The sequence below is a fragment of the Halobacillus sp. ABD4_316 genome, assembly GCF_056161385.1.
The window spans coordinates 545,291-566,388 of the sequence record NZ_JBSWZA010000002.1 but is presented as its reverse complement, the minus strand read 5'-3'; the positions used below and the strand labels follow the sequence as shown (position 1 = coordinate 566,388).

The following is a 21,098-nucleotide window of genomic DNA, read 5'->3' as shown; positions in this document are numbered from 1 at the left end:
TTTTAACCCCTGTCTCCCTCCTCCACTCATTCCCGCAAACTGACTGCGGGAGGGGACTTCCCTATTTCAGTATGTAAACATTTGAGGGTTCTCCGTCTTATATATATCCTCCTTGTTTCCAACTCGTCATTTGGCAGGTCGCGAGAAGCCCTCGGTCGGAAGGTGACCATTTCCCTGAACTATGGACAGATCAAAAACAGGACCGGGGCAGGTCCTGCTTATTCATGATCCTCTTTTATTGATACATGTACCGCATCATAACGTGCGCGGCGAGGCGGCTTGTCATATCCCGGAAATCCTTGGATGGATCGACCTCGACAATATCCATGGCGGTAACGATAGGATCCTTGGAAGCCGCCTGTACACTCATCAGCAGTTCCCGTGACGTCAATCCACCAGGGCCGATGGCAGGACATCCGGGAGCATCGGCCTGATCCACGGCATCCATATCCACAGATAAATAGATCATATCCACCTGCTGCTTCAATCGCTGAATCTCTTTTTTCACGATCGATACAATGCCCTCCGTCACTACATCTGCCATCGTGTAGACAGCCACCCCATGGCGTGCACAATAGTCCGCATAGGCTTCAGCATTGGAATAGTCCCGGATGCCGATCTGGACCAAATCCTCTCCCCTTACAATGCTGGATTCGAGCAGGCTGCGAAAGGGGGTGCCGTTCGTCCGTCCGCCGTCCTCTGTGTTCCTTACGTCATGATGGGCGTCCCATTGAAGCACACCGACACGGCCCCAACGCTCATGAAAAGCAGTGATAGAAGGAAAACTGACCCCGTGATCTCCTCCGAGGAGGATGTAACGGGTACAGGCTTCTTCCTCAAGCATTTCCTTCACACTCTTCTTCAATAAATCGTTCGTTTTTTCCGTAGCTGTCGGATGGACGGGAGCGTCTCCGAAGTCGAGCATCGTCACATCCGTATAGTCCTGTTCTTTTTCATGGGAATACGTCGTATAAAATCCCAGAGCCCGGCGGATGCTCTGCGGGGCTTCCGATGCCTGGGAGGCAGAGATGGATGATTTCGAGTAAGGCAGACCGAGCAGGCCGATATCTCCGGATTTTCCTTTTTCATACCACTGCTTCGTTTCCTCCACTTTCGTCGTGAACCTGTCTTTGAACCCCCGTGCCGGACCGGGATTAAGGTGTTGGAAAGACATCCGCCTCCCTCCTTTCCCAGATTAACCGCCCCCGCTTCCATACCGAACGGGCATGATTCACGCCGTAATGATAAGGAAGGTACTTGTAATTCGGAATGTCCCAGAAGACAAGGTCAGCCTGCCCGCCCACTGTGATTCTTCCAGCCACTTTCTCCATGCCGATCGCATGGGCCGCATTGACGGTCACAGCGTTCCAGATTTCTTCCGGCGTCATTTTCATTTTCAAAGCGGCCAGTGCCATGATCATCTGCAGATTATGGGTAACACAGCTGCCCGGGTTGAAATCCGTCGCCAGGGCTACGGCCGCCCCTTCTTGTATCATCTTTCCTGCATCCGCATAGGTGTCTTTGCCTAAATAAAAGGTTGTACCCGGAAGAAGGACCGCAATCGTGTCAGAGGCTGCCAGTCGTTTGATGCCTTCGGATGATGCCGCCACCAGGTGGTCGGCCGATACCGCACCGTATTGAACAGCCAGCTCTGTGCCGCCCAGCGGGTCGATTTCATCCGCATGGATTTTCACCTGGAACCCGTGGCTCAGCGAAGCCTCCATGAACCGGGCTCCCTGTTCGGTCGTAAACACCCCTGTCTCACAGAATATATCCGTAAAAACCGCCGATGTTTTTTGTTTAATGACCGGAAGCAGGTCCATCATCTGGTCAAGAAAAGCGTCTTCCCGCCCTTTATACTCGGGAGGTATGGCATGAGGGCCGAGAAAGGTGGCTGCGATATCAAGCAGCCCCTCGTCGTTCAGCCGGTCAATGACAGCCAGCTGCTTCAACTCTGTTTCCTCATCCAATCCGTAGCCGCTTTTCGCTTCCAGCGAAGTCACTCCATAAGCCGCCATACCACTGGCAAACCTACGAGCTTTTCTATACAAGGAACTTTCATCCGCCTGCCGCGTTGCACGTACCGTCGAAAGGATGCCTCCACCACTTTTCAAAATATCCAGATACGTTGTACCTGCTTGTTTAAGCGCCAGTTCTTCTTCTCTTGATCCTCCAAAAACGAGGTGGGTGTGTGGGTCCACCAACCCCGGTGATACGACTCTGCCTTCAGCATTGAAACGCTGACGGGCCTGCCGTGCACGGGCCTCTTCCGAAGAACCGATCCAGACGACTTTCTCTCCCCTTATGGCGATAGCCGCCTGATGACGGACAGGCAGCTCCTTCATCGCCTTCCCCTTCAAAGGTCCTGCGCTTGGAAGGAGGAGGGTACCGATGTTTTCAATGATTTGATCATCCATCATGCTTATCCCTCCCCAGCATCGGAATATCCAGATTGTGTCTTCGTGCTTCCTGCTCGGCCTTTTCATAGCCGGCGTCTGCATGGCGCAAGATGCCCATGCCGGGGTCCGTCGTCAATACCCGTTTCAGACGTTCCTCTGCGAGATCCGTCCCATCGGCCACAGCAACCATCCCAGCGTGAAGCGAATAGCCCATGCCGACCCCGCCGCCGTGATGGAAGGAAACCCACGAACCACCGGCGGCCGTGTTGATCAGCGCGTTCAATACCGCCCAGTCTCCGACAGCATCACTGCCGTCCTTCATCGCTTCTGTCTCACGGTTGGGAGAGGCTACCGAACCACAGTCCAGATGATCCCGGCCGATGACGACCGGTGCTTTTAATTCTCCCTTCCGTACCAGTTCATTGATGCCAAGCCCCATTTTCAACCGGTCCCCGTAACCGAGCCAGCAGATTCTTGAAGGAAGCCCCTGAAATTTGATTCTTTTCTGAGCCTTGTCAATCCAGCGGAGGAGCGGGGCCTGATCCGGGAATAGGTCGCGTACGAGCTGATCGGTGCGGTAAATATCTTCCGGATCCCCCGATAAGGCAGCCCAGCGGAACGGTCCTTTTCCTTCGCAGAATAACGGCCGGATATACGCGGGGACAAAGCCCGGGTAGTCAAAGGCTTCGGTGACGCCGGCATCATAAGCCACCTGGCGCAGGTTGTTGCCATAATCAAAAACAATGCTTCCATGCTTCTGAAACTCCAGCAAGATCCGGACGTGCTCCGCCATGGAATGGGAAGCCTTTTCCACATATAATTCCGGGTTCTGCTTTCTCAGTTTATCCGCTTCGTCCATGGAGAGATCTGTTGGCACGTACCCATTCAGCGGATCATGGGCGGATGTTTGGTCGGTCACAATATCAATCGGAAATCCTTGATCCATGATCTGTTTATGAATGTCTTCCGCATGGCCGAGGCAGGCGATGGACAACGCTTCCCCCTGATGCTTTGCCTCCTCTGCCCAATGAAGGGCTTCTTCGAGGCTTGATGCCCGTCTGTCACAGTAACCGGATGAGAGCCTTTTCGCTATGCGGTCCTGATCGACTTCAACAACAATGACGACGCCGCCGTTCATCGTCACGGCCAGCGGCTGCGCGCCTCCCATTCCGCCAAGTCCTGCGGTCAAGGTGATGGTTCCCTTTAAGGAGCCATCAAAATGCTTCTCTGCCAAGGAAGCGAACGTTTCGTAAGTGCCCTGTAGAATTCCCTGTGAGCCGATATAGATCCAGCTCCCAGCCGTCATCTGGCCGTACATCATCAATCCTTTTTTGTCCAAGTCGTGAAAATGGGGCCAGTCCGCCCACTTCGGAACGAGAACAGAATTAGAAAGCAGCACACGCGGGGCAGCCGGGTGGGTACGGAAAACACCGACCGGTTTGCCGGATTGGATAAGGAGCGTCTCGTCATTTTCCAACCGTTTCAACACACGGACGATGGCATCAAACGCCTCCCAGTTCCTCGCTGCCTTCCCAATTCCACCGTAAACGACCAATTCCTCCGGCTTTTCGGCCACCGCCGGATCAAGATTGTTGGAGAGCATACGCAGGACAGCTTCCTGCTCCCACCCCTTACATTCAAGCGTCTGTCCAGTTGCAGCTTTTATGTTACGGCTTGTCGACATAAGCATCTCCTCCTTCGTGAATCGACCGCCACTCCTCCCAGTCAAACGAATCACTTTTCATCCATGCCGTCATTTTTTCAATATCTGTAGAAAGAATTCTGTCCTCCGTCAGCGGTGCAACCACGGTCCGGGCTTTCTCCCACAGCTTCCGGATCCGTGGAGATGCCCGGTCAATGCCGCGCCATTCGAGTGCCTGCAGACCGCAGATCAGTTCGATGGCCGCAACTTTCTCCACATTCTCAAGAATAAGAGCGGCATGGCGGGCCGCTGTCGTTCCCATGCTGACGTGATCTTCCTGGTTGGCCGAGGAGGGGATGGAATCCACACTGGCTGGATGAGCGAGCGTTTTATTTTCTGAGACAAGAGAGGCTGCCGCATACTGAACAATCATGAACCCCGACTGCAGTCCTGGATCTGGACTTAAAAAGGCGGGAAGATCATTCAACTGCGGGTTGACGAGCCTTTCAATTCTCCGCTCGGAAATCGAAGCCAGTTCACTGAGCGCAATTTTCAAAAAGTCCATCGCCAGGGCAATTGGCTGTCCATGAAAATTCCCTCCGGATACTACGACGCTCCCGCCTTCAAGAAGGAGCGGATTGTCTGTAGCTGCGTTCATTTCGATGGTCAGTTTTTCTTTCACGTAGTGAAGCGTCTGCCAGGTCGCTCCATGAACCTGTGGGATACACCGTAACGAATAAGCGTCCTGTACCCGCTTTTCGCCTTGGTAGGTCATCAGCTGACTTCCATCTGTCAGGTGCCGGATACGCTTGGCGACAGCCTCCTGCTCCGGATAGCCCCGTGCAGCATGAATACTCGGATGAAAGGCATCACGGACCCCTTCCAGCGCCTGCAGCGTTACGGCCGCAGTCCAGTCACACTGTACGGCTAATTTTCTCGCCCGAAGCCAGGCTGTGACGCCGACAGCCGTCATGGCCTGGGTCCCGTTGATCAACGCCAGCCCTTCCTTCGCTTTTAATGACAGCGGTGGAATCGATAACTCGGTATAAACATCCGCCGCCGCACGTGGTTTGCCGCGAATAAACACTTCACCTTCACCCATGATCACCAGCGCTAAATGGGCGAGAGGGGCGAGATCTCCCGACGCGCCAAGAGATCCCTGCGAAGGAATAACGGGATGAATCCCCTCATTAATCAACAACTGCAGTCGTTGAACTACGACCTCCCGGACCCCTGAGAACCCTTTCAAAAGCGTATTCAGCCTGAGTACAAGCATTGCCCGGCTGATCACTTCAGGAAAGGGCTCTCCCACCCCGCAGGCGTGCGACCGGATTAAATGCCGCTGCAAAGTATCGACGTCTTCAGCGGCAATCCTGACGTCACTCAGCTTGCCAAATCCAGTATTGATTCCGTAAACCGTATGTCCGTCCGCTACAATCTTCTCCACCGTCTCTCTTCCCACACGTACACGGATCAGACTGGCCTGGGCCACACGAACCTGCTCGTTGTGTACACAGATCCTCTCCATTTCCTCCAGCGTCAAATGATCTCCGTCCAATTCGACCATGGCCATCCCCCTTTCAGACTTCTCCCATCGTTCAGGTGGATCGGCTTAAAAAAAGGCGGCAATGGCACGAAATCCCTACCATTGCCGCCTTCTCATATCTAATGACTACAGGCCACCTATTCTTTTATATATGATTGATTCCAAGTCCACATGTCTCATGCTCCAAACCTTTTACAGGAGCGCCGATCGTCCCGTAAAACGCAACGGCCAGCCATTCCCCTTCTCCAGGATGGTCATAAGGGCGGCCGCGGACGACTGAAAAGCGGAGCCCTACTGTGCGCATCATCATACCTACGCCGATCTGCCCCCGGGTGACACCGTGCAGTGCTTCAAGGATTGCATGATACAACGCATGGGTTTCCCTGTAGACATGTTCCTTGATGATGCCGTTGCGCTTCGCCGCCGTTTCTACAGCAGCGATGATTTTCTGAACATCCATGGAACCGGCTTTTCCCTGACAGTAACGGACATGATTGAAACTGTCGGCAAACACAGACCGTTCTTCTTCTGTCAAAGAGGCGGCCAGGACAGCCAGTTTACCAATCTTAATCTGTTGCGGCACACTAAATCACCGCCTTTCTTCAATCTCCGTCTATTCACTAGTCACTGCATAAATTGTAACCGTTTTCTTATAAAGATACAATCCTAATCCAGGAAGTCGCTTTCGATTTCCTGGATCATTTTTTATGTATGGTCGGCCTGTGAGTGTCTCCGCTTCTGCACAAACACATAGATCAGTTCGGTTAGGAAAGCGGCGGCGATTCCCGACCAGAATAATATCTGAGCGGAAAACAGAGATCCGGAAGTAAAGGTTTCGTAAGAGAAGTTGATGAACAGAACAATCAGGTACGTATAAAAACCGACATAAATGCCTTTGTTCCATCCTTTTTTCTCCTGAGCTGTCATGGAACGGAAGAAAATCGGCTTACCCATTTCCTTTCTCTTCTTTCGTAAGACTCATCGTTATGGTCTTCTTCTGAAAACCGAGCGATTCATAAAGTTTAGATGCGTCATTCCCCGCATAGACGCTCAAGCGGATTTCCCGGTACTGCTGCTGAAGACGGCTGATCCCTTCTTCCATAAGAGCCCGGCCGACATCCCGGCCTCTGAATTCCGGAAGAACAAACAACTCATAGATGAACCCGAACTTCTCTCCGGAAAAGGTATCGCTTTTCTCTCCCGACAGCAGCCAGCCAAGCAGCTGTCCCTGATCGTTCTCTGCGATGATGTACGTTCCCCCTTCATCAAGAACCGGCCGGACGAAAGTTTTCGCCTGCTCCTGCCCCACCTTGACCGTACGCATGGTCCCTTCATAAATCATTTGGTGCGTGTGTGAAAGGACCCGGTCATATTCGGAGCTTTCCAGTTTCCTAATCTTCATGCTATCCCTCCGCTTTATGGTTTGATATGAACCCTTGTATTACTTCCTCCATTTTACCTTACAGAAAAAAAAAGAAAACCCGGATGGCGTCATCCGGGTCAGTCCTCTGTATTTAGTTTCCTGTACACCCGGTAAAAGGCGGAAAATGATAGAAACGCAATGATGGAACCTGTAAAAATCGGGATGATCAGCGGGAAAATATACAAGCTGACCATCAGCATAAACCCTGCACTTACCGCAACAGCCACAAACAGAACAGGACTTGTAATGGTAATCAGCAGCGCCTGCTTCATGACGTGCCGGGCTTTCATATCATAGTGAACCATCACAGAAAAACAGTTGATGGTATACACGAATAAGAGAATGCCGAGAACAAGGAAAACGTTCATCAGAAGCTGGTTCACAGCAGAGAAATAGTACAGATCCGCCACAAGCAGTCCCCATAAAACCGTAAGGAACGTTCCAACCGCCGCACTGGTTTTATAGTTTTCCTTATAATAGCTCCAATAAGAACGCCGGGATGCTTTCTCTTCATCTTTACGGACCCACTCGCGTGCCTGGGCAAACAACGCAGTCGTTGCCGGAAAAAAAACGACGGGAAGCAGAATCACCAGTGGTGGAAGCAGATACCATAGATCCTGCAACCCCGAGCTGTACAGCAAACTCAGCAGCAGCAGTCCAACGGGAAGGTTGAAGAATGTCCAGGACAGATTGGCCAGGGCCAGCCGGCTGATCCATTCACTTACGGCATATAGTCCTCCTCTTACTCCTGATGTCTGTTCCATCGTTTTTTCCCCTTTCCAGCGGCTTTATTTGTCCATGTCAGCCAGCCGTCAGGCCCACCACATGTCCGTTGCCGGTTCCTCTATCATCACATCTTTTAAGTTCTTCACCGCAGCTTGGAACCCTTCCTGAATGGACATGATCGGATCTTCGTGTTCAATACTCACCACATGGTCATATCCGAACGTCCTTAGAGCACTGATGATATCAGACCATTCTTTCGTCCCATGGCCGTATCCGACAGAACGGAAGCTCCATGCTCTTGTTTGCACGGCTGCGTAATTCTGCATATCCGTCAGGCCATACATGTTCACGTTTTCCTGATCGATGTACGTATCTTTGGCGTGGAAGTGGTGAATCGCCTGTTCACGACCCAGAATCTTTATCGCTGCGACCGGGTCGATGCCCTGCCACCACAAATGACTCGGATCCAGGTTTGCACCAATGGCTTCTCCTGCAGCTTCGCGGAGCTTCAGCATCGTGTATGGCGTGTGGACGAGAAAACCGGCATGCAGTTCCAGGCCGATTTTCACGCCATGCTCCTCAGCGAGCCGAGCCTGCTCTTTCCAGTATGGAATCAGCTTCTTCTCCCACTGCCATTCAAGAATATCAGAATATTCCGGCGGCCACGGAGTCACCGGCCAGTTCGGAGCGGTGTCATTTTCGTGTCCTCCCGGTGTTCCGGAAAACGTATTGACGACAGGTACGTCCATCAGGCCTGCCAGTTTGACGGTTTTAACAAAGGTGTCATGACATTCCTCTGCAAACGCTTTGTCAGGAGAAATGGGGTTGCCGTGACAGCTGAAGGCACTGATCGTCAAACCTCTGTCATGGACTTTTTGAAGGTATTCTTTACGCTTGTCTTCACTTTCCAGCAGTTCATCCAGGTTGCAGTGAGCATCGCCTGGATAGCCTCCTGTCCCGATTTCAACGGCCTTCAAGCCGGATTCTTTCGCATGATCGAGCATGTCTTCAAACGATTTATCAGAAAAAAGGACGGTAAATACCCCTAGTTTCATTCAGCATCCTCCGCTCTATGGTTTAGTTTAACACTTGTTCCGGTTTGACTGCTTTCATAAATGGCTTCCATCAGCCTGGTGACTTTCAGTGCCTGCTCCGGTTTTACGACAAGCTCTGCCTGGCCGAGACACGCATCAATAAAATTCTCCGCTTGAAGAACCCCGACTTCCGGCTCTCCTTCACGGATTTTCGCTGAGCTGTCAAACAAGGCACCGTATTTCGCCTGGTATAATTCAAACGGATAGACACTCAAGCCGCCTTCCGTGCCTGAAATGGTCAAGGTTGTATGGTCTTCCTTAATGTTCGCTGCCCATGAACACTCAAACTGGAGCGACTCGCCATTTTCAAACGTGATATAGCTTGTTACATGATCATCTACGTTAAAGGTTTCATGATCAAAGCTGCCCCAGTCATTGACAAGTCCCGGTGTCCTGCTCAGCCGGTCATAAGTCCGGCCCGTCACTTCAACCGGTTCCGGATCATCCAGAAGCCAGAGAGCAAGATCAAGGAGATGACAGCCGAAGTCGATCAGACTTCCTCCACCCTGGAGGTCCTTATTTGTGAATACACCCCAGCCGGGAACTTTACGGCGGCGCATAGCCTGGACTCTCGTCACGAAGGCCTCCCCGATTTCATTGTTCAACAAAACTTTCTTCGCCAGCTGCGCCTCTGGAGTAAACCGGTAGTGGTAGGCAATGTCAAGGATGCAGTTATTCCGCTCTGCCGCCTCGATCATCGCCTCTCCCTCTGCCGTTGTCATGGCCATCGGTTTCTCACAGAGCACATGGACCCCGGCTTCCAGAGCTGCAACCGCAATCTCTGCATGGAACTTGTTCGGCGTACAGATCGTTACAGCATCCACTTCCTGGAACATATCTTTATAATAAGAAAAGACGTAGGGGATATCGAACGTCTCCGCTGCCTCTTCCGCCCGGTCACGGTTCACATCCTGAACGGCGGTTAATTCTACTTTTCCGCTTAATTCAAGGAAAGAGGGAATATGCCTCCCCTGGGCAATTCCCCCCGCTCCAATGATTCCCATTTTCAACCGAGTCATTGAAGAGCACGCTCGATACGACTGATTTCCTTCGTTTCCCCTGAACGGACCGCAGCAAGGATCAGTTCAAGTGATTTCAGACCTTCTTCCCCAGTAATGAGTGGTTCCGTGTCATTGAGGATGCTGTCGACAAAATGATCAATCACCTGCGTATTCGTCTGACCGCCTTCGTCATTCGACTGGATTTTCCCAAGCTGATAATTCACGATGTCCCCGTTCGTATACTGGGCAATCAGGGAGTACACAGGATCGTCCTCCAGACGCAGCGTTCCCTTCTCTCCATATATGACTGTGCTGTTATCCTCGTGGGTATTGTAAGCCCAGCTTGCTGTCATTGTTCCGACGATGCCGTTTTCTGAGCGGAGGATACAGACCGCATTATCGTCCACCGTGATATCTTTTTTCGCATTGTTCTCGACAAAGCCGGCCGCTTCGACAAATTCCTGTCCGAGGATGTAGCGGAGCAGATCGGCTTTATGTACACCTAAATCCCCCATGGCACCGATGAAAGCCTGATCTTTCTTAAAGAACCAGCTGTCTTCCCCTTCGGCACTCCAGCCTTCCGGACCGCCGTGCCCGAAAGTCGTACGGAAGCTGTACACTTTTCCGATGCTGCCGGACTCAATCAGCTCCCTGGCTTTCTGATGGGACGGCACAAAACGCTGGTTGTGGGCAATCATCAATTTCTTTCCATTCTTTTCTGCCGCAGCGATCATGTCCTCCGCTTCCTCTCTTGAAGTAGCCATCGGCTTTTCACAGAGCACGTGCGCTCCCTTGTTCAAAGCGGCGATGGACACAGGAGCGTGCAGGTAGTTCGGCAGGCAGACGCTCACCGCATCTATATCTTCTTTTTCTAAAAGATCTTCATAATCCGTATAGATTGTAGCTCCATACAGCTGCCCTACTTTCCGGGCCCGTTCCTCAGCGATATCACAAACCGCCTTGATTTCCACATGTTCATTCGCTTCATATTCCAGCAAGTGACGGTTCTGGGCGATGCTTCCGCATCCGATTACAGCAACTTTCAGCATTGTCATCGTTACAGCTCCTTTATGATTTACTCGTAATGTTTTCTAAAGGCTGGGCATTTCCATAAACCGGCTTCGGCGTGTCTGCGTTACGGACGTAGTTCACACCGTTGCGGATGACTTTTTGTATTTCTTTGTTGTAATAGGTTGGATACGTTTCATGACCTGGACGGAAATAGAAAATCTTTCCGCGTCCGCGTTTGAACGTGGCACCACTGCGGAACACTTCGCCGCCTTCAAACCAGCTGAGGAAGACAAGCTCATCCGGCGCAGGAATATCAAAATGCTCTCCGTACATCTCTTCTTTTTCCAGTTCGATGTATTCCCCGATCCCTTCAGCGATCGGGTGGGTGGGATCGACGACCCATAGACGTTCTTTCTCATCGGCTTCCCGCCATTTCAGATCACAGGAAGTCCCCATCAATTTCTTAAACGGTTTGGAAAAATGGCCGGAATGAAGAACGACAAGTCCCATCCCGTCAAGGACACGCTGCTTCACCTTCTCAGCAATCTCATCCTGGACTTCGTCGTGGGCTTTATGGCCCCACCAGACGAGGACATCTGTTTCGGCAAGGACTTCATCTGTCAATCCATGCTCCTCTTCATCGAGGGTGGCTGTTTTCACCTGGGCATGATCTTCGCCCAGAAATTCTGCAATTGCGCCGTGAATGCCGTCGGGATAAACATCAGCAACGACCTGGTTTTCTTTTTCATGTCGATATTCGTTCCATACTAGTACATTCATTCTTTCCATCTCCTTTTCCTTTATCTCTGTTTGATTTTTCTATGGATCATGCTTTTTTCTGTCTGCTACGCTCCGGCCTGCAGGACGACTCCCGTTCCACGATTCTTGTAGGGATGATCATGCTTTTCTTGACCATATCCGGACGTTTGAGCAGGTCGATCAAGCTGGAGGCTGACTCATGTCCAAGCTGGATCGCCTGCGTATCCACCGTCGTCAGCGGGGGATCAGCGAGTCTTGACACCACCGTATTGTTAAAGGCGGCGATACTCATCTGTTCCGGAATAGACACTCCTCTGCGGGACAAGGACCGCATAACTGTGAGCGCATTGTATTCGTCAGTGAAGATTAAAGCTGTCGGTATCTTTTCAAGGACCAGGAGCTGTTCAGCAACCTGATCGGGATCCTGTTTGTCTGATGGATCATTTTTCAGCCATTTTTCATCAACCGGCAGCCCCTGATCCTTCATGGCGGCGCGATATCCTTCCAACCGGTCGCGGGCGACTTCAAATTGGGAGTTGCCTCCGACATATCCGATTCTTTCGTGACCAAGTCCAATCAAGTACCGGGTCATTTCCTTACTGGCCTCTACGTTATCGTTGTCTACATACATCGTCTCTCCCGGTCGATCGACAGGCTTTCCAAGCACAACAAAAGGAAAGCTGGATTCTCTTAAAAACGGAACGACTTGATCGTCTTCCCTGGAGTAAAGCACGAGCACACCGTCCACACGTTTTCCCTGGACCATCTTGACGACTTCCTGAAAAATCGCTTCCTCTGTATTCCCTGTTGTCAGGTACATGCTGTAGTCCCGTTCATGGCAGGCATCACTGATTCCCCGTAACAATTCGGAGAAAAACGGATTTTCGAAAAAGTGATCAGAAGAAACTTTCGTTACGATGCCGATGGTCTGCGTGGACTGGCTGACAAGGACACGGCCGTTGTAGTTCAGGTGATAGCCAAGCTCATCCATGACTTTCCGGACTTTCCGCTTCGTTTTTTCACTGATTCTCGGACTATCCGAGATGACACGGGATACGGTAGATGGCGCGACGCCGGCCTTTTTGGCCACATCCTTGATTGTTACGGACACGTTCATCTACCTCCCTTCTTCGTTTATTTAACAGCACCCTCTGATACACCATTGATGATCTGCTTCTGTGCGAAGAAGTATCCGATGATGACCGGCAGGATGGCAATGGTAAGTCCAGCCAGCGCCAGGTGCCACTGTTTCGTATATTGCCCGAAGAAATAAAACATCTTCAACGGTATGGTTGCGTTGGATTCGTTAAGAACAAGGGATGGAAGCAGGTAGTCGTTCCAGATCCAGATGACATTCAATATAGCTACCGTAACGGAAATCGGTTTAAGCAGCGGGAAAATGATGTACCAGAATGTCTGGAAGCGGTTCGCTCCATCGATGATAGCCGCTTCATCCAGGGATTTCGATACTCCTGTCATCGCTCCGTGATAAAGGAAGATGGAAAGACTGCAGCCGAATCCGAGATACATGAAAATCAATCCGCCGGCATTCAGCATGTCAGCCTGTCCAAAGATCGATACAAGCGGAATCATGACCGACTGGAACGGAATAAGCATCGCGGCCACAAAGATGAAGAAAATCACACTGCTCAGCTTACTTTTATTTCTCGCCAGCGCATAACCGGCCATGGATGAAAACAGGATGATGATCGCAATACTGAACCCTGTAATCATGAGCGAGTTGAAAAGAGACTTCAGGAATTCAAGATCAACAAACGCTTCGACGAAGTTTTCAAAAACCGGTTCACTCGGAAATCCGAGTACCCCGCTGAAAATGTCCCGCTTCGTTTTGAACGCATTGACAATCATCAGGTAAAATGGCGAGATCCAGATCAACCCAAGCAGAAGGCCGAGGATTTCTATCGATAGTAAATTTCTTCTCTCTTTGTTCTTCTTCATTACATCTCAACCTCCCGCTTCTTGTTGTAATACACCTGAGTCAATGCAATCACAGCAACGATCAGGAAGAAAATAACCGCTTTTGCCTGGGCATAGGCCATATCGTTGTCAGAGAACGCTGTACGTACGATTTCCATCGCTACCATCTGCGTGGAGTTGAATGGTCCACCGTTGGTCAGGGACAAGTTCTGGTCGTAGATCTTGAAAGCCATGGACAATGTAAGGAACATACTAACCGTAAACGCTGGTGCGACCAGGGGGAACGTAATATTTTTGAAGCGTTGGAAACTGCTTGCTCCATCAATTTTCGCCGCTTCAATCAGTTCTTTCGGAATGTTTTCAAGGTAAGCAATGTAGATGATCATGATGTAACCAGCCATCTGCCACGCTGTCAGAATGACAAGACCCCAGAAGCCGGTATTTGTGGTGGACAACCAGCCTTCAAAACCTTCGATTCCTGTAATTCCGGCAATATCACCGAACACACTGATGAAAATGAACTGCCAGATAAACCCGAGGATCAATCCACCGATCAAGTTCGGCATAAAGAAGACGGTCCGCAGAAGACTGCTTGATTTAATATTCCGTGTCACAAGCAGGGCCAGGCCCAGTCCCATCACATTAAGCAGGACGACCGTAATGAGGGCAAATTTCACAGTGAACCATATGGAATCCACAAATTCACTTTCCTGAAACAGGTTGATGTAGTTCTCAAACCCGATAAAAGCTGTAGCCGTAATTCCATTCCAGTCTGTAAATGAATAGAAAAGACCGTAGAAGAATGGGATGACGACGACAATCCCCAAACCAAGAATAACCGGTGTCAAAAACAGCCAGAATGATAAGCTGCGGTTCTGCATGTACAACTCCTCCAATACATGATGCGGTAGATGCCGCTGGTTATGGTATCGATTTCATAAAAGAATAGGATCAAAACATCCCATCTATTAGGATACTTACTTCAGCAAATATCCTAATAGAGGAGAGTTTTATAGTTCCGGCAGCGGCATGGCCGCCGCCGGTCACCAACATCCATTTACTGACGGGCTTTCTCCCAGGCTTCTGTTGCTCTCTGCTCCACTTCTTCCCAAGTGATATCGCCGGCAATGTATTCCTGCATCGCTACACCCATCGCGTCTTCTGTCCAGCCTGTAGGAGCGCCGAGGAAGACCCATCCAAGTGTATTGCCTTCACTTGCGTACTCGTAGATCTGCTGGGAAATCGGATCGGCAATTTCAAGATCCTCGTACCCTTCGTAAGCAGGAATGAATTTGAACTCTTCCGTTACGAATTTCTTACCTTCTTCAGATGTGTACATCCAATCAAGGAAGTCTTTACTTGCTTGAACCACTTCATCTTCAGACTCTTTGTTCACAACCCAGTAGTTTGGCACACCGACAGGAATGCTGCCTTCATAACCTTCCACCGGAATAGGCAGGATGCCTACGTTGTTTTGAGCGAATTCTTCATCCATGGATTCAACGGTATTGTATACCCAGTTCCCCTGCTGGATCATAGCTACTTTTCCAAGGGAGAAGTTTTCTTCCACCTGCTGGGAATAATCAAGGCTCAAAACAGGCTGGACGGAATATTCTTTCTGGAGATCGGTGAAACGTTTCATCTGATCACCCATTTGGAATTCGACTGTATCGGCTTCATAGGCTTCCGTCACACTGTGATTGAACTCATCCGCCAAGTATGCGTTGGAAAGGTGGTTCCCAAGTACCCACTTCTCTTTTGCTGCGAAGGCGATCGGTGCTTCGATGCCAAGCTCATCCTTCTTGGAATCAAGGGTTTCCAAAGCTTCTTCAAAGGCATCAAAGGTTGTAATTTCTTCCGCGTTGATTCCGGCTTCTTCAAAAACTTCCTTGTTATAAAGCATGCCGTAGCCTTCCTGGTTGAATGGAAGTCCCAGAACCTGATCATCGCGGGATACGCCTGTCAAGGTTCCTTCCAATGCAGCTCCAGCGGCTTCTGTATCAGATAAGTCAGCAAGGTACTGCTCGTATTCATCTACATCTGTTGGTCCGCCTACGTTAAAGATGTCAGGCTCTTCCCCGGAGGAGAAGGATGTTTTCAAGGAAGCTCCGTAATCATTTCCTCCACCCACTGTTTTTACGTTGATATTTACATCAGGGTTTTCTTCTTCATACATGGAAACAAGCTCTTCAAATTGATCCTTGAATTCTACTTTGAACTGGAAAATATCTACAGTTGTCTGATCGCCGGATGCACTATCAGAGGAGCCTGAATCTCCGCTGCTGTCAGAACCGAAGGAACAGCCTGCAAGAGCAACAGTTGAAGCGAGTACAGCAGTAGCAAAACCCGAATAAAGTTTGTTCTTTTTCATTACATCCACCCCTATTTTCTATTAATCATTGAATCCGCTTTCATATCACATGAAAAAAAGAGAACCATTCCGGCGGTGTTGTGCAACGAATCGTGCATACGTTTGCACAAATGATATTAAAAAAAAGCTCGCCGGCTTGTCCATTGAATATAAAGAAGAGTGCTTGATATTCATGTGAATACGTTTGCATAAAATTCAATGACCACTTGAGTTGATTAAATCATAACATGTGCCTGTCTTAAACACAACACCATTTTTCAAATAATTCCTGAAACGGGCAGCGCTTTCAAAAGACCGTTTCCTTCACGGTTATGGGAAGCCCGTCCCCAACATAAACTAATGAAATGAGGTGATCGATATGAAGAAAAAGAACAATTCCATCAACTGGGAAGCTTTCTCTGAAAATGTTGAAAAAGTTCTGGGAGAAGACTTCTGGAATGATATGCATCACGTCATTCCGAAACGCGGACCATCGTATGATTTATTCGAAACAAAGGATCAGGGGGTCGTTGTCGTTGAACTCCCCGGGTTCAGTAAAAATGATCCACTCCATCTTTCCCAGCAAGGGACACACCTCATTATTCAAGGCGAAATCACACCTCATTATCCAGTACCTGTAGAAGAGCTCCATCACAATGAACGAATGAAAGGGAAGTTCAAAAGAGTCATTCCGATCCCTTTTCATTTTGCATTCGAGGATGTTGTCACTTCCTATAAAGAGGGCCTGTTGATTATTACTATTTTCAAACGTCCGCATCGTCAGGAGATGAAGGTCATTTTTGAAGATTAATAATGCAGAAAAATTTCTTTTTCATCGGTTTGTTTTTTCTGCAGACGTATCTCAATCCGGCCTTCCCGATATTGGGCGTAGACGTTTCTTCTGCTGGTTGCCGCCGGAAGTTTAATGGTCATCCGGCCGGCTTCCACTCCCTCCACATACAAATATCCGCTGCCGACACTCAGTCTGATCATATCCGGATCCACCGGATGACTGAGGGATACTGTAACCACAACTTCATTCATCAGTTCCACGACCTTCACCTGATCCAGCTCCTGTTCTTTCCTCAGGTGTGATTCATGGTGAAAAGGAGTAGAAGACAAAGCTTCCTTCATCGACTGTTGGAGAAAGTCATTCATTTTATCGCCATTCATCCAGTTGGGAACGGGACCGTTCCAGCTGCCATCTTCACCACCAACCGGATTGAACCATTTCATAAAGTCCATCATGCTTATCTTTCCCTTTCATACATTAGTCATAGGAGGTGATTTCATGAGCCGCATCCATTTTGGTCAGCTGTCGATCCACCAGGTTTCCAAATCCTCAGGAGTGTTTTCAGGTACGAATTTCCAGTCCGGCTTCAAGGCACACGCCCGTGTGTATGAAGGGAATGGAAAAGTCGTCGGGCATCGCAACTCCCTCCTCCATAATAAACACTTAATAATGAAACGCCCTTCTGCCGATGGGGATTAACCGCTATGTTTTTTTCACGAAAGCGGCGGGATTCCAATAAAAAAACAGGTGACTTGGAAAAACAGATTGAAGAATTAAAAGCAGCTCTGCAGCAGGTCAAGGGACGTCCGATCGAATACCACATCCATATCGACCATGTAACAATCAAGGAACCTTCTCTGGAACAGCTGACCTTCCAGCTTGATCAACTCGATATTGAGGAACTGAGCGGTGCATTGAACATGGGGAATAACTTCGGGGTCCATGTAAAACCCAAGGCCTCCCCCGCACCCAAGCTTAGACAAACCAATGACGGCTTAAAATTCACCTTCCCTTCCAAGGAGGAGTAAGATGGCTTATTTATCACCGAATTTCTTCATCGGAAGTATCCGGATCGGAACGATCGAAAATGCTTCCTGCCTGAACATGGGGAATAACGTACCCACAGGTTTTGAAGGACATCAGAAACTCAACCAAGGGTTCGGAACCATTCACGGGGACGGAAACACATTGGAAGAACTAAAATCCATCCTCAGCGACTCGGCGCTGCTGGATTTCATGTCCAAACAAGAAGACACGGAACTGCCGGAATGGATTCAAAACATGATGGAAGAAAAAATGAGAGAGGCTCAGGAAGCTGAATAGTTCCCGGGCTTCTCTTTTTTCTTATGCTCTGAACTGTAACTGGTGACAGGCATATCGATCAGATCATTGTCATACACCACATTGATGTTGCACGAAAGAATGTTGCCGTCTCCAATCACGCTGCCGAGCGCTGCATTTAGTTTTTCATGACTGCTCCAGTTTGACTGGGTATTGGGTCCGACGAAGATGCCCGAGTTCTCGACAATCTGATTAACATAAATAGAATCGAAACGAATGTCGATATGCGTCCCTCCTACACTTGAACGTTCGGTTGAGGGTTATTCACCGTAGGGTTATTGATCGGAGTATCTGTGAAGTCATTATCAAAAATCGTATTCACATTATTGGTGGCAATGAAAAAACCGACAGGAATACCAGCTGCATTATTGTTCTTGCCCTGCCACGACCAGTCCGGCTGATTATTCTGACCAGTGGATATCAGGCCATTCTCGCTTAGTGAATTAACAGCAATCTGATTAAAGACGACGGATACAGGCATTTCTATTCACCTCACCTTTTCTAGACTATCCTATTCCCCCGTCACTGGAATGTGTCACTCCCCGAAATCATCGACCTCCATGTTATAACAATCGAAACATAAGGGTATAGAAACGTGAACGTCCTGCTTGAAGACCACTTCCTCTTCCAACAGTTCCTGCTTGCAGCTCCAGCAAAGGGAACGGAATCCATTCAGGGTTTTCAAAGTATGTTCAACCGTCGTCACCCGGATCACTCCTTTCTGTTGGTTGTAGTATAGGGGATTTTTTCAACGATGACGAACGCCGATTCATCGTCATTCAACGGAGATTCGGTTTACTTTTTTTCCTTTGGCTTATCGTTTTTTCATTTTTGGAAGGATTTTGGAGTGTAAAACGCAAAAGTGTCTATATAAAAAGAAAGGGGAATGAAATCATGACCACCATACCATTCGCTGTCCAGCTTTATACATTAAGGAACGAAACAGAGAAGGATTTTGAAGGAACGTTAAGGAAAGTAGCAGAATTAGGCTTCCAAGGCGTTGAGTTTGCCGGTTTCGGTGGACTCTCCCCTGAGAAAGTAAGCGCACTTCTGGACGAGCTGGGACTGAAAGCAGCTTCCAGTCACGTTCCTCTTGAAGAACTGAGGGGAAATTTGACCCAGGTGATTGAAAACCATAAAATCATCGGAAGTCCTTACATCGTGTGTCCTTATATTGAGGACAGGGAGCCCGGGGATTACGAGGTTCTGATTGAAGATTTGAAAAACATCGGCGCTATCTGCCGTGACCACGGCCTGACATTGTGCTACCATAATCACGACTTTGAATTGACTCCGCTTCCTGATGGAGCCGTTCCTTTGGAAAAAATCTTTCAGGAAACCGGTGAAGAGGACGTACAGGCGGAATTTGATATCTACTGGATTCAAAAGGCTGGTGGGGATCCTGCGGCCTGGATCGACCGTTACCAGGGGCGTACACCGCTCATCCACTTAAAGGATATGACACTGGATGAGGAGCAGTTTTTTGCGGAACTGGGTACAGGAGGCGTCGATCTGGATACCATTTTCACCCTCGGGGAGAAAAACGGTGTGAAATGGTGGGTGGTGGAGCAGGACGAAAGCCGCCGGACCCCGATGGAAAGTCTTGAAATCAGCATGTCCTACGTCAAAAATAAATTCCCATCTTTACTAACAAACTGAGTGTTCCCAGAAAAAAACCTGACTGAGCGCATCCAGTCAGGTTCTTATTTATTCTGATGAATTCTCCATTTGTTAAATTCTAAAAATTCACGGAACTGCTCTTTGGATACCCCTGAATTCATGGCTTCCTGGACAAGTGTCATCCAGTCCTGATCCAGTGTTTCATCCATCGGCTCTGATTCGCCGTGAAGGAGAAAATTAATGGAAACATCAAGTTCCTGAGAAATTTTTGTCAGGAATTGTATCGATGGATTCGTCTGGATGTTCCGCTCGATCGAGCTCAAATAAGACTTTGCGACCCCTGCTCTATCCGCCAGTTCTGACAGCGACATATGTCGGTCTTTACGTATTTTCTGTATGCGTTCACCGATCATATTTTCACCTTCTTTCTATGTACTACGAGTATAGCATACTTACGGTTTTCGTTCTATTTAAAGCACGTTTTTACTTTGAAACGTGTCGAAAGTAGTAAGCCGCATTCCCCCGTTTTTTATTCTACCTATTATTATCGGCTTCGACAAAAAATTCTTTAATTTTTTGTTCTTCATCAGATCAGGAATTGATACCATCAAAAACAGAAATACTATAAACAAATCAAAAAAAAGGTGATTTGCATGCATGATATTGTAGAAGAGTTTGAAATAACCTTCAATCAAATCCACCAGCACCTGAAGGAACTGAACGGATATCCTAAAAACGACAATTTCGTAGAGCTGCTTCAGCATTCCAAACTGAAGCACAGTGTCGTCCGTGTTCATTTTGACCAGCTTAAACAATATGCCAAATTAAGAAACGCCATTGTCCATGAACGGATCAGCGGTGATTATTATATCGCCACGCCGCATGAAGATGTCGTCCATCATTTGAAGAGCATTAAAAAGGTTCTTGAGCAGCCACCTGAAGCTCTGACCTTCGCTACGCGTCCTGTCCTGTTCTTTAAGATGAGCACGGATCTGCTTCATATTATGGAGGCATTCAGCAAGCACGGGATTTCCCAGTTCCCCATCTATGATGACAGCCATCGCTTTGCCGGACTCCTGACTAATGACGGCATTGTCCGTTTCCTTGCACAGACAGCTGAACATGGAGACCCTCCCGCCCTTCACGCACAGGCCGCCGATGTTCTTGGCTATGAGAAACATGCCAATGTTCAATTTCTTTCCACGACCGCCTCAGTATTCGACTTAGAGGAAAGGTTTGAGAAGAGTCTGAATGAAGATAAGAAACTGAAAGCGGTCATTCTTACGAAAACAGGACAACCGGATGACCTTCCTATGGGAATCGTTACCACGTGGGATTTGATTAAAGTTGATAGGCGGGAACAGGATATTTCGTAATTCGGAATTTTAACTGATTAAAGATTGAATCCATGTATTCAGGAGTATATGATGGACTTAACTGACCATATAAGAAAGA

At 48.9% G+C, this 21,098-nt stretch carries 26 protein-coding genes; 7 read left to right on the top strand and 19 right to left on the bottom strand.

Annotated elements, in window-relative coordinates; genetic code table 11:
* Positions 1–235 precede the first annotated feature (235 nt).
* From hutG to ACXAJH_RS09805, 16 genes are all read right to left on the bottom strand, one after another.
* Positions 236–1,174 carry a formimidoylglutamase gene (hutG, locus tag ACXAJH_RS09880; protein ID WP_474993758.1) on the bottom strand — a complete coding sequence of 313 codons (939 nt, stop codon included), beginning with the start codon at positions 1,172–1,174 and terminating at the stop codon, positions 236–238.
* Positions 1,155–2,417: an imidazolonepropionase gene (hutI, locus tag ACXAJH_RS09875; RefSeq protein ID WP_474994127.1), complete on the bottom strand. Its 1,263-nt coding sequence runs from the start codon at positions 2,415–2,417 to the stop codon at positions 1,155–1,157. Before hutI ends, hutG begins: the two co-directional genes overlap by 20 nt.
* A complete protein-coding gene (hutU, locus tag ACXAJH_RS09870; RefSeq protein WP_474993756.1) occupies positions 2,410–4,083 on the bottom strand; it encodes a urocanate hydratase in 1,674 nt (557 codons plus the stop codon). The genes hutI and hutU overlap by 8 nt, the downstream gene beginning before the upstream one ends.
* On the bottom strand, positions 4,067–5,608 hold the full coding sequence (hutH, locus tag ACXAJH_RS09865) for a histidine ammonia-lyase (RefSeq protein ID WP_474993754.1): 1,542 nt from the start codon (positions 5,606–5,608) through the stop codon (positions 4,067–4,069). The genes hutU and hutH overlap by 17 nt, the downstream gene beginning before the upstream one ends.
* A 124-nt stretch (positions 5,609–5,732) precedes the next feature.
* Positions 5,733–6,170, bottom strand: coding sequence for a hut operon transcriptional regulator HutP (gene hutP, locus ACXAJH_RS09860; protein ID WP_474990167.1), 438 nt, complete (start codon positions 6,168–6,170; stop codon positions 5,733–5,735).
* 122 nt (positions 6,171–6,292) lie between these two features.
* Positions 6,293–6,541 carry a hypothetical protein gene (locus tag ACXAJH_RS09855; protein WP_474993753.1) on the bottom strand — a complete coding sequence of 83 codons (249 nt, stop codon included), beginning with the start codon at positions 6,539–6,541 and terminating at the stop codon, positions 6,293–6,295.
* Positions 6,534–6,989, bottom strand: coding sequence for an N-acetyltransferase family protein (locus ACXAJH_RS09850; RefSeq protein WP_474969718.1), 456 nt, complete (start codon positions 6,987–6,989; stop codon positions 6,534–6,536). The genes ACXAJH_RS09855 and ACXAJH_RS09850 overlap by 8 nt, the downstream gene beginning before the upstream one ends.
* A gap of 98 nt (positions 6,990–7,087) precedes the next feature.
* Complete coding sequence (locus tag ACXAJH_RS09845; protein WP_474969719.1) at positions 7,088–7,774, bottom strand: YesL family protein; 687 nt, start codon at positions 7,772–7,774, stop codon at positions 7,088–7,090.
* 48 nt (positions 7,775–7,822) lie between these two features.
* On the bottom strand, positions 7,823–8,791 hold the full coding sequence (locus tag ACXAJH_RS09840; protein WP_474969720.1) for a sugar phosphate isomerase/epimerase family protein: 969 nt from the start codon (positions 8,789–8,791) through the stop codon (positions 7,823–7,825).
* Complete coding sequence (locus ACXAJH_RS09835; protein WP_474970866.1) at positions 8,788–9,849, bottom strand: Gfo/Idh/MocA family protein; 1,062 nt, start codon at positions 9,847–9,849, stop codon at positions 8,788–8,790. The genes ACXAJH_RS09840 and ACXAJH_RS09835 overlap by 4 nt, the downstream gene beginning before the upstream one ends.
* Positions 9,846–10,886 carry a Gfo/Idh/MocA family protein gene (locus ACXAJH_RS09830; RefSeq protein WP_474969722.1) on the bottom strand — a complete coding sequence of 347 codons (1,041 nt, stop codon included), beginning with the start codon at positions 10,884–10,886 and terminating at the stop codon, positions 9,846–9,848. Before ACXAJH_RS09830 ends, ACXAJH_RS09835 begins: the two co-directional genes overlap by 4 nt.
* Before the next feature lie 13 nt (positions 10,887–10,899).
* Positions 10,900–11,622 carry a ThuA domain-containing protein gene (locus tag ACXAJH_RS09825; RefSeq protein WP_474969723.1) on the bottom strand — a complete coding sequence of 241 codons (723 nt, stop codon included), beginning with the start codon at positions 11,620–11,622 and terminating at the stop codon, positions 10,900–10,902.
* Positions 11,623–11,668: 46 nt separating this feature from the next.
* Complete coding sequence (locus ACXAJH_RS09820; protein ID WP_474970442.1) at positions 11,669–12,712, bottom strand: LacI family DNA-binding transcriptional regulator; 1,044 nt, start codon at positions 12,710–12,712, stop codon at positions 11,669–11,671.
* 23 nt (positions 12,713–12,735) lie between these two features.
* A complete protein-coding gene (locus tag ACXAJH_RS09815) occupies positions 12,736–13,560 on the bottom strand; it encodes a carbohydrate ABC transporter permease (RefSeq protein WP_474969724.1) in 825 nt (274 codons plus the stop codon).
* Positions 13,560–14,420, bottom strand: a complete 861-nt coding sequence (locus ACXAJH_RS09810; RefSeq protein WP_474970865.1) for a carbohydrate ABC transporter permease — start codon at positions 14,418–14,420, stop codon at positions 13,560–13,562. The genes ACXAJH_RS09815 and ACXAJH_RS09810 overlap by 1 nt, the downstream gene beginning before the upstream one ends.
* Before the next feature lie 176 nt (positions 14,421–14,596).
* Positions 14,597–15,910: an ABC transporter substrate-binding protein gene (locus ACXAJH_RS09805; RefSeq protein ID WP_474993752.1), complete on the bottom strand. Its 1,314-nt coding sequence runs from the start codon at positions 15,908–15,910 to the stop codon at positions 14,597–14,599.
* A 358-nt stretch (positions 15,911–16,268) separates the two neighbouring features.
* Here ACXAJH_RS09805 and ACXAJH_RS09800 point away from each other — a divergent pair, with 358 nt between their 5' ends.
* A complete protein-coding gene (locus ACXAJH_RS09800; protein ID WP_474969727.1) occupies positions 16,269–16,700 on the top strand; it encodes an Hsp20/alpha crystallin family protein in 432 nt (143 codons plus the stop codon).
* Here the strand turns inward: ACXAJH_RS09800 and ACXAJH_RS09795 are convergent.
* Positions 16,697–17,137: an Hsp20/alpha crystallin family protein gene (locus tag ACXAJH_RS09795; RefSeq protein ID WP_474970862.1), complete on the bottom strand. Its 441-nt coding sequence runs from the start codon at positions 17,135–17,137 to the stop codon at positions 16,697–16,699. The two genes, ACXAJH_RS09800 and ACXAJH_RS09795, sit on opposite strands and share 4 nt — an antisense overlap.
* A gap of 43 nt (positions 17,138–17,180) precedes the next feature.
* On the opposite strand from ACXAJH_RS09795, the gene ACXAJH_RS09790 reads away from it, so the two are divergent.
* From ACXAJH_RS09790 to ACXAJH_RS09780, 3 genes are read left to right on the top strand one after another with little or no spacing between them, the layout of a single operon-like run.
* Positions 17,181–17,381 (top strand): hypothetical protein, encoded by a 201-nt coding sequence (locus ACXAJH_RS09790; protein ID WP_281658960.1) that lies wholly within the window; start codon positions 17,181–17,183, stop codon positions 17,379–17,381.
* A gap of 5 nt (positions 17,382–17,386) precedes the next feature.
* Positions 17,387–17,710: a hypothetical protein gene (locus ACXAJH_RS09785; protein WP_474993751.1), complete on the top strand. Its 324-nt coding sequence runs from the start codon at positions 17,387–17,389 to the stop codon at positions 17,708–17,710.
* Between the two features lies 1 nt (position 17,711).
* Positions 17,712–18,005 (top strand): hypothetical protein, encoded by a 294-nt coding sequence (locus tag ACXAJH_RS09780; protein ID WP_474969730.1) that lies wholly within the window; start codon positions 17,712–17,714, stop codon positions 18,003–18,005.
* A 253-nt stretch (positions 18,006–18,258) separates the two neighbouring features.
* Here ACXAJH_RS09780 and ACXAJH_RS09775 read toward each other — a convergent pair whose 3' ends face one another.
* Positions 18,259–18,504, bottom strand: coding sequence for a hypothetical protein (locus ACXAJH_RS09775; RefSeq protein WP_027954760.1), 246 nt, complete (start codon positions 18,502–18,504; stop codon positions 18,259–18,261).
* Between the two features lie 114 nt (positions 18,505–18,618).
* On the opposite strand from ACXAJH_RS09775, the gene ACXAJH_RS09770 reads away from it, so the two are divergent.
* A complete protein-coding gene (locus ACXAJH_RS09770; RefSeq protein ID WP_474993750.1) occupies positions 18,619–18,762 on the top strand; it encodes a hypothetical protein in 144 nt (47 codons plus the stop codon).
* Between the two features lie 155 nt (positions 18,763–18,917).
* Positions 18,918–19,682 carry a sugar phosphate isomerase/epimerase family protein gene (locus tag ACXAJH_RS09765; RefSeq protein WP_474993749.1) on the top strand — a complete coding sequence of 255 codons (765 nt, stop codon included), beginning with the start codon at positions 18,918–18,920 and terminating at the stop codon, positions 19,680–19,682.
* 44 nt (positions 19,683–19,726) lie between these two features.
* Here ACXAJH_RS09765 and ACXAJH_RS09760 read toward each other — a convergent pair whose 3' ends face one another.
* On the bottom strand, positions 19,727–20,056 hold the full coding sequence (locus tag ACXAJH_RS09760) for a helix-turn-helix domain-containing protein (protein WP_474969733.1): 330 nt from the start codon (positions 20,054–20,056) through the stop codon (positions 19,727–19,729).
* 240 nt (positions 20,057–20,296) lie between these two features.
* On the opposite strand from ACXAJH_RS09760, the gene ACXAJH_RS09755 reads away from it, so the two are divergent.
* Complete coding sequence (locus tag ACXAJH_RS09755) at positions 20,297–21,019, top strand: CBS domain-containing protein (protein ID WP_474969734.1); 723 nt, start codon at positions 20,297–20,299, stop codon at positions 21,017–21,019.
* The last annotated feature ends 79 nt before the right edge of the window (positions 21,020–21,098 follow it).

Bases quoted from the DNA above. Each gene is read 5' to 3' on its own strand.
- ACXAJH_RS09775 (WP_027954760.1), bottom strand. From the start codon at position 18,504: ATGCCTGTATCCGTCGTCTTTAATCAGATTGCTGTTAATTCACTAAGC.
- ACXAJH_RS09835 (WP_474970866.1), bottom strand. From the start codon at position 9,849: ATGACTCGGTTGAAAATGGGAATCATTGGAGCGGGGGGAATTGCCCAG.
- ACXAJH_RS09855 (WP_474993753.1), bottom strand. From the start codon at position 6,541: ATGGGTAAGCCGATTTTCTTCCGTTCCATGACAGCTCAGGAGAAAAAA.
- ACXAJH_RS09780 (WP_474969730.1), top strand. From the start codon at position 17,712: ATGGCTTATTTATCACCGAATTTCTTCATCGGAAGTATCCGGATCGGA.
- ACXAJH_RS09810 (WP_474970865.1), bottom strand. From the start codon at position 14,420: ATGCAGAACCGCAGCTTATCATTCTGGCTGTTTTTGACACCGGTTATT.
- hutH (WP_474993754.1), bottom strand. From the start codon at position 5,608: ATGGTCGAATTGGACGGAGATCATTTGACGCTGGAGGAAATGGAGAGG.
- ACXAJH_RS09760 (WP_474969733.1), bottom strand. From the start codon at position 20,056: ATGATCGGTGAACGCATACAGAAAATACGTAAAGACCGACATATGTCG.
- ACXAJH_RS09830 (WP_474969722.1), bottom strand. From the start codon at position 10,886: ATGACAATGCTGAAAGTTGCTGTAATCGGATGCGGAAGCATCGCCCAG.
- ACXAJH_RS09805 (WP_474993752.1), bottom strand. From the start codon at position 15,910: ATGAAAAAGAACAAACTTTATTCGGGTTTTGCTACTGCTGTACTCGCT.
- ACXAJH_RS09815 (WP_474969724.1), bottom strand. From the start codon at position 13,560: ATGAAGAAGAACAAAGAGAGAAGAAATTTACTATCGATAGAAATCCTC.
- ACXAJH_RS09850 (WP_474969718.1), bottom strand. From the start codon at position 6,989: ATGAAGATTAGGAAACTGGAAAGCTCCGAATATGACCGGGTCCTTTCA.
- ACXAJH_RS09790 (WP_281658960.1), top strand. From the start codon at position 17,181: ATGAGCCGCATCCATTTTGGTCAGCTGTCGATCCACCAGGTTTCCAAA.
- ACXAJH_RS09840 (WP_474969720.1), bottom strand. From the start codon at position 8,791: ATGAAACTAGGGGTATTTACCGTCCTTTTTTCTGATAAATCGTTTGAA.
- hutI (WP_474994127.1), bottom strand. From the start codon at position 2,417: ATGGATGATCAAATCATTGAAAACATCGGTACCCTCCTCCTTCCAAGC.
- ACXAJH_RS09785 (WP_474993751.1), top strand. From the start codon at position 17,387: ATGTTTTTTTCACGAAAGCGGCGGGATTCCAATAAAAAAACAGGTGAC.
- hutU (WP_474993756.1), bottom strand. From the start codon at position 4,083: ATGTCGACAAGCCGTAACATAAAAGCTGCAACTGGACAGACGCTTGAA.
- ACXAJH_RS09765 (WP_474993749.1), top strand. From the start codon at position 18,918: ATGACCACCATACCATTCGCTGTCCAGCTTTATACATTAAGGAACGAA.
- ACXAJH_RS09845 (WP_474969719.1), bottom strand. From the start codon at position 7,774: ATGGAACAGACATCAGGAGTAAGAGGAGGACTATATGCCGTAAGTGAA.
- ACXAJH_RS09795 (WP_474970862.1), bottom strand. From the start codon at position 17,137: ATGATGGACTTTATGAAATGGTTCAATCCGGTTGGTGGTGAAGATGGC.
- ACXAJH_RS09755 (WP_474969734.1), top strand. From the start codon at position 20,297: ATGCATGATATTGTAGAAGAGTTTGAAATAACCTTCAATCAAATCCAC.
- ACXAJH_RS09800 (WP_474969727.1), top strand. From the start codon at position 16,269: ATGAAGAAAAAGAACAATTCCATCAACTGGGAAGCTTTCTCTGAAAAT.
- ACXAJH_RS09825 (WP_474969723.1), bottom strand. From the start codon at position 11,622: ATGAATGTACTAGTATGGAACGAATATCGACATGAAAAAGAAAACCAG.
- hutG (WP_474993758.1), bottom strand. From the start codon at position 1,174: ATGTCTTTCCAACACCTTAATCCCGGTCCGGCACGGGGGTTCAAAGAC.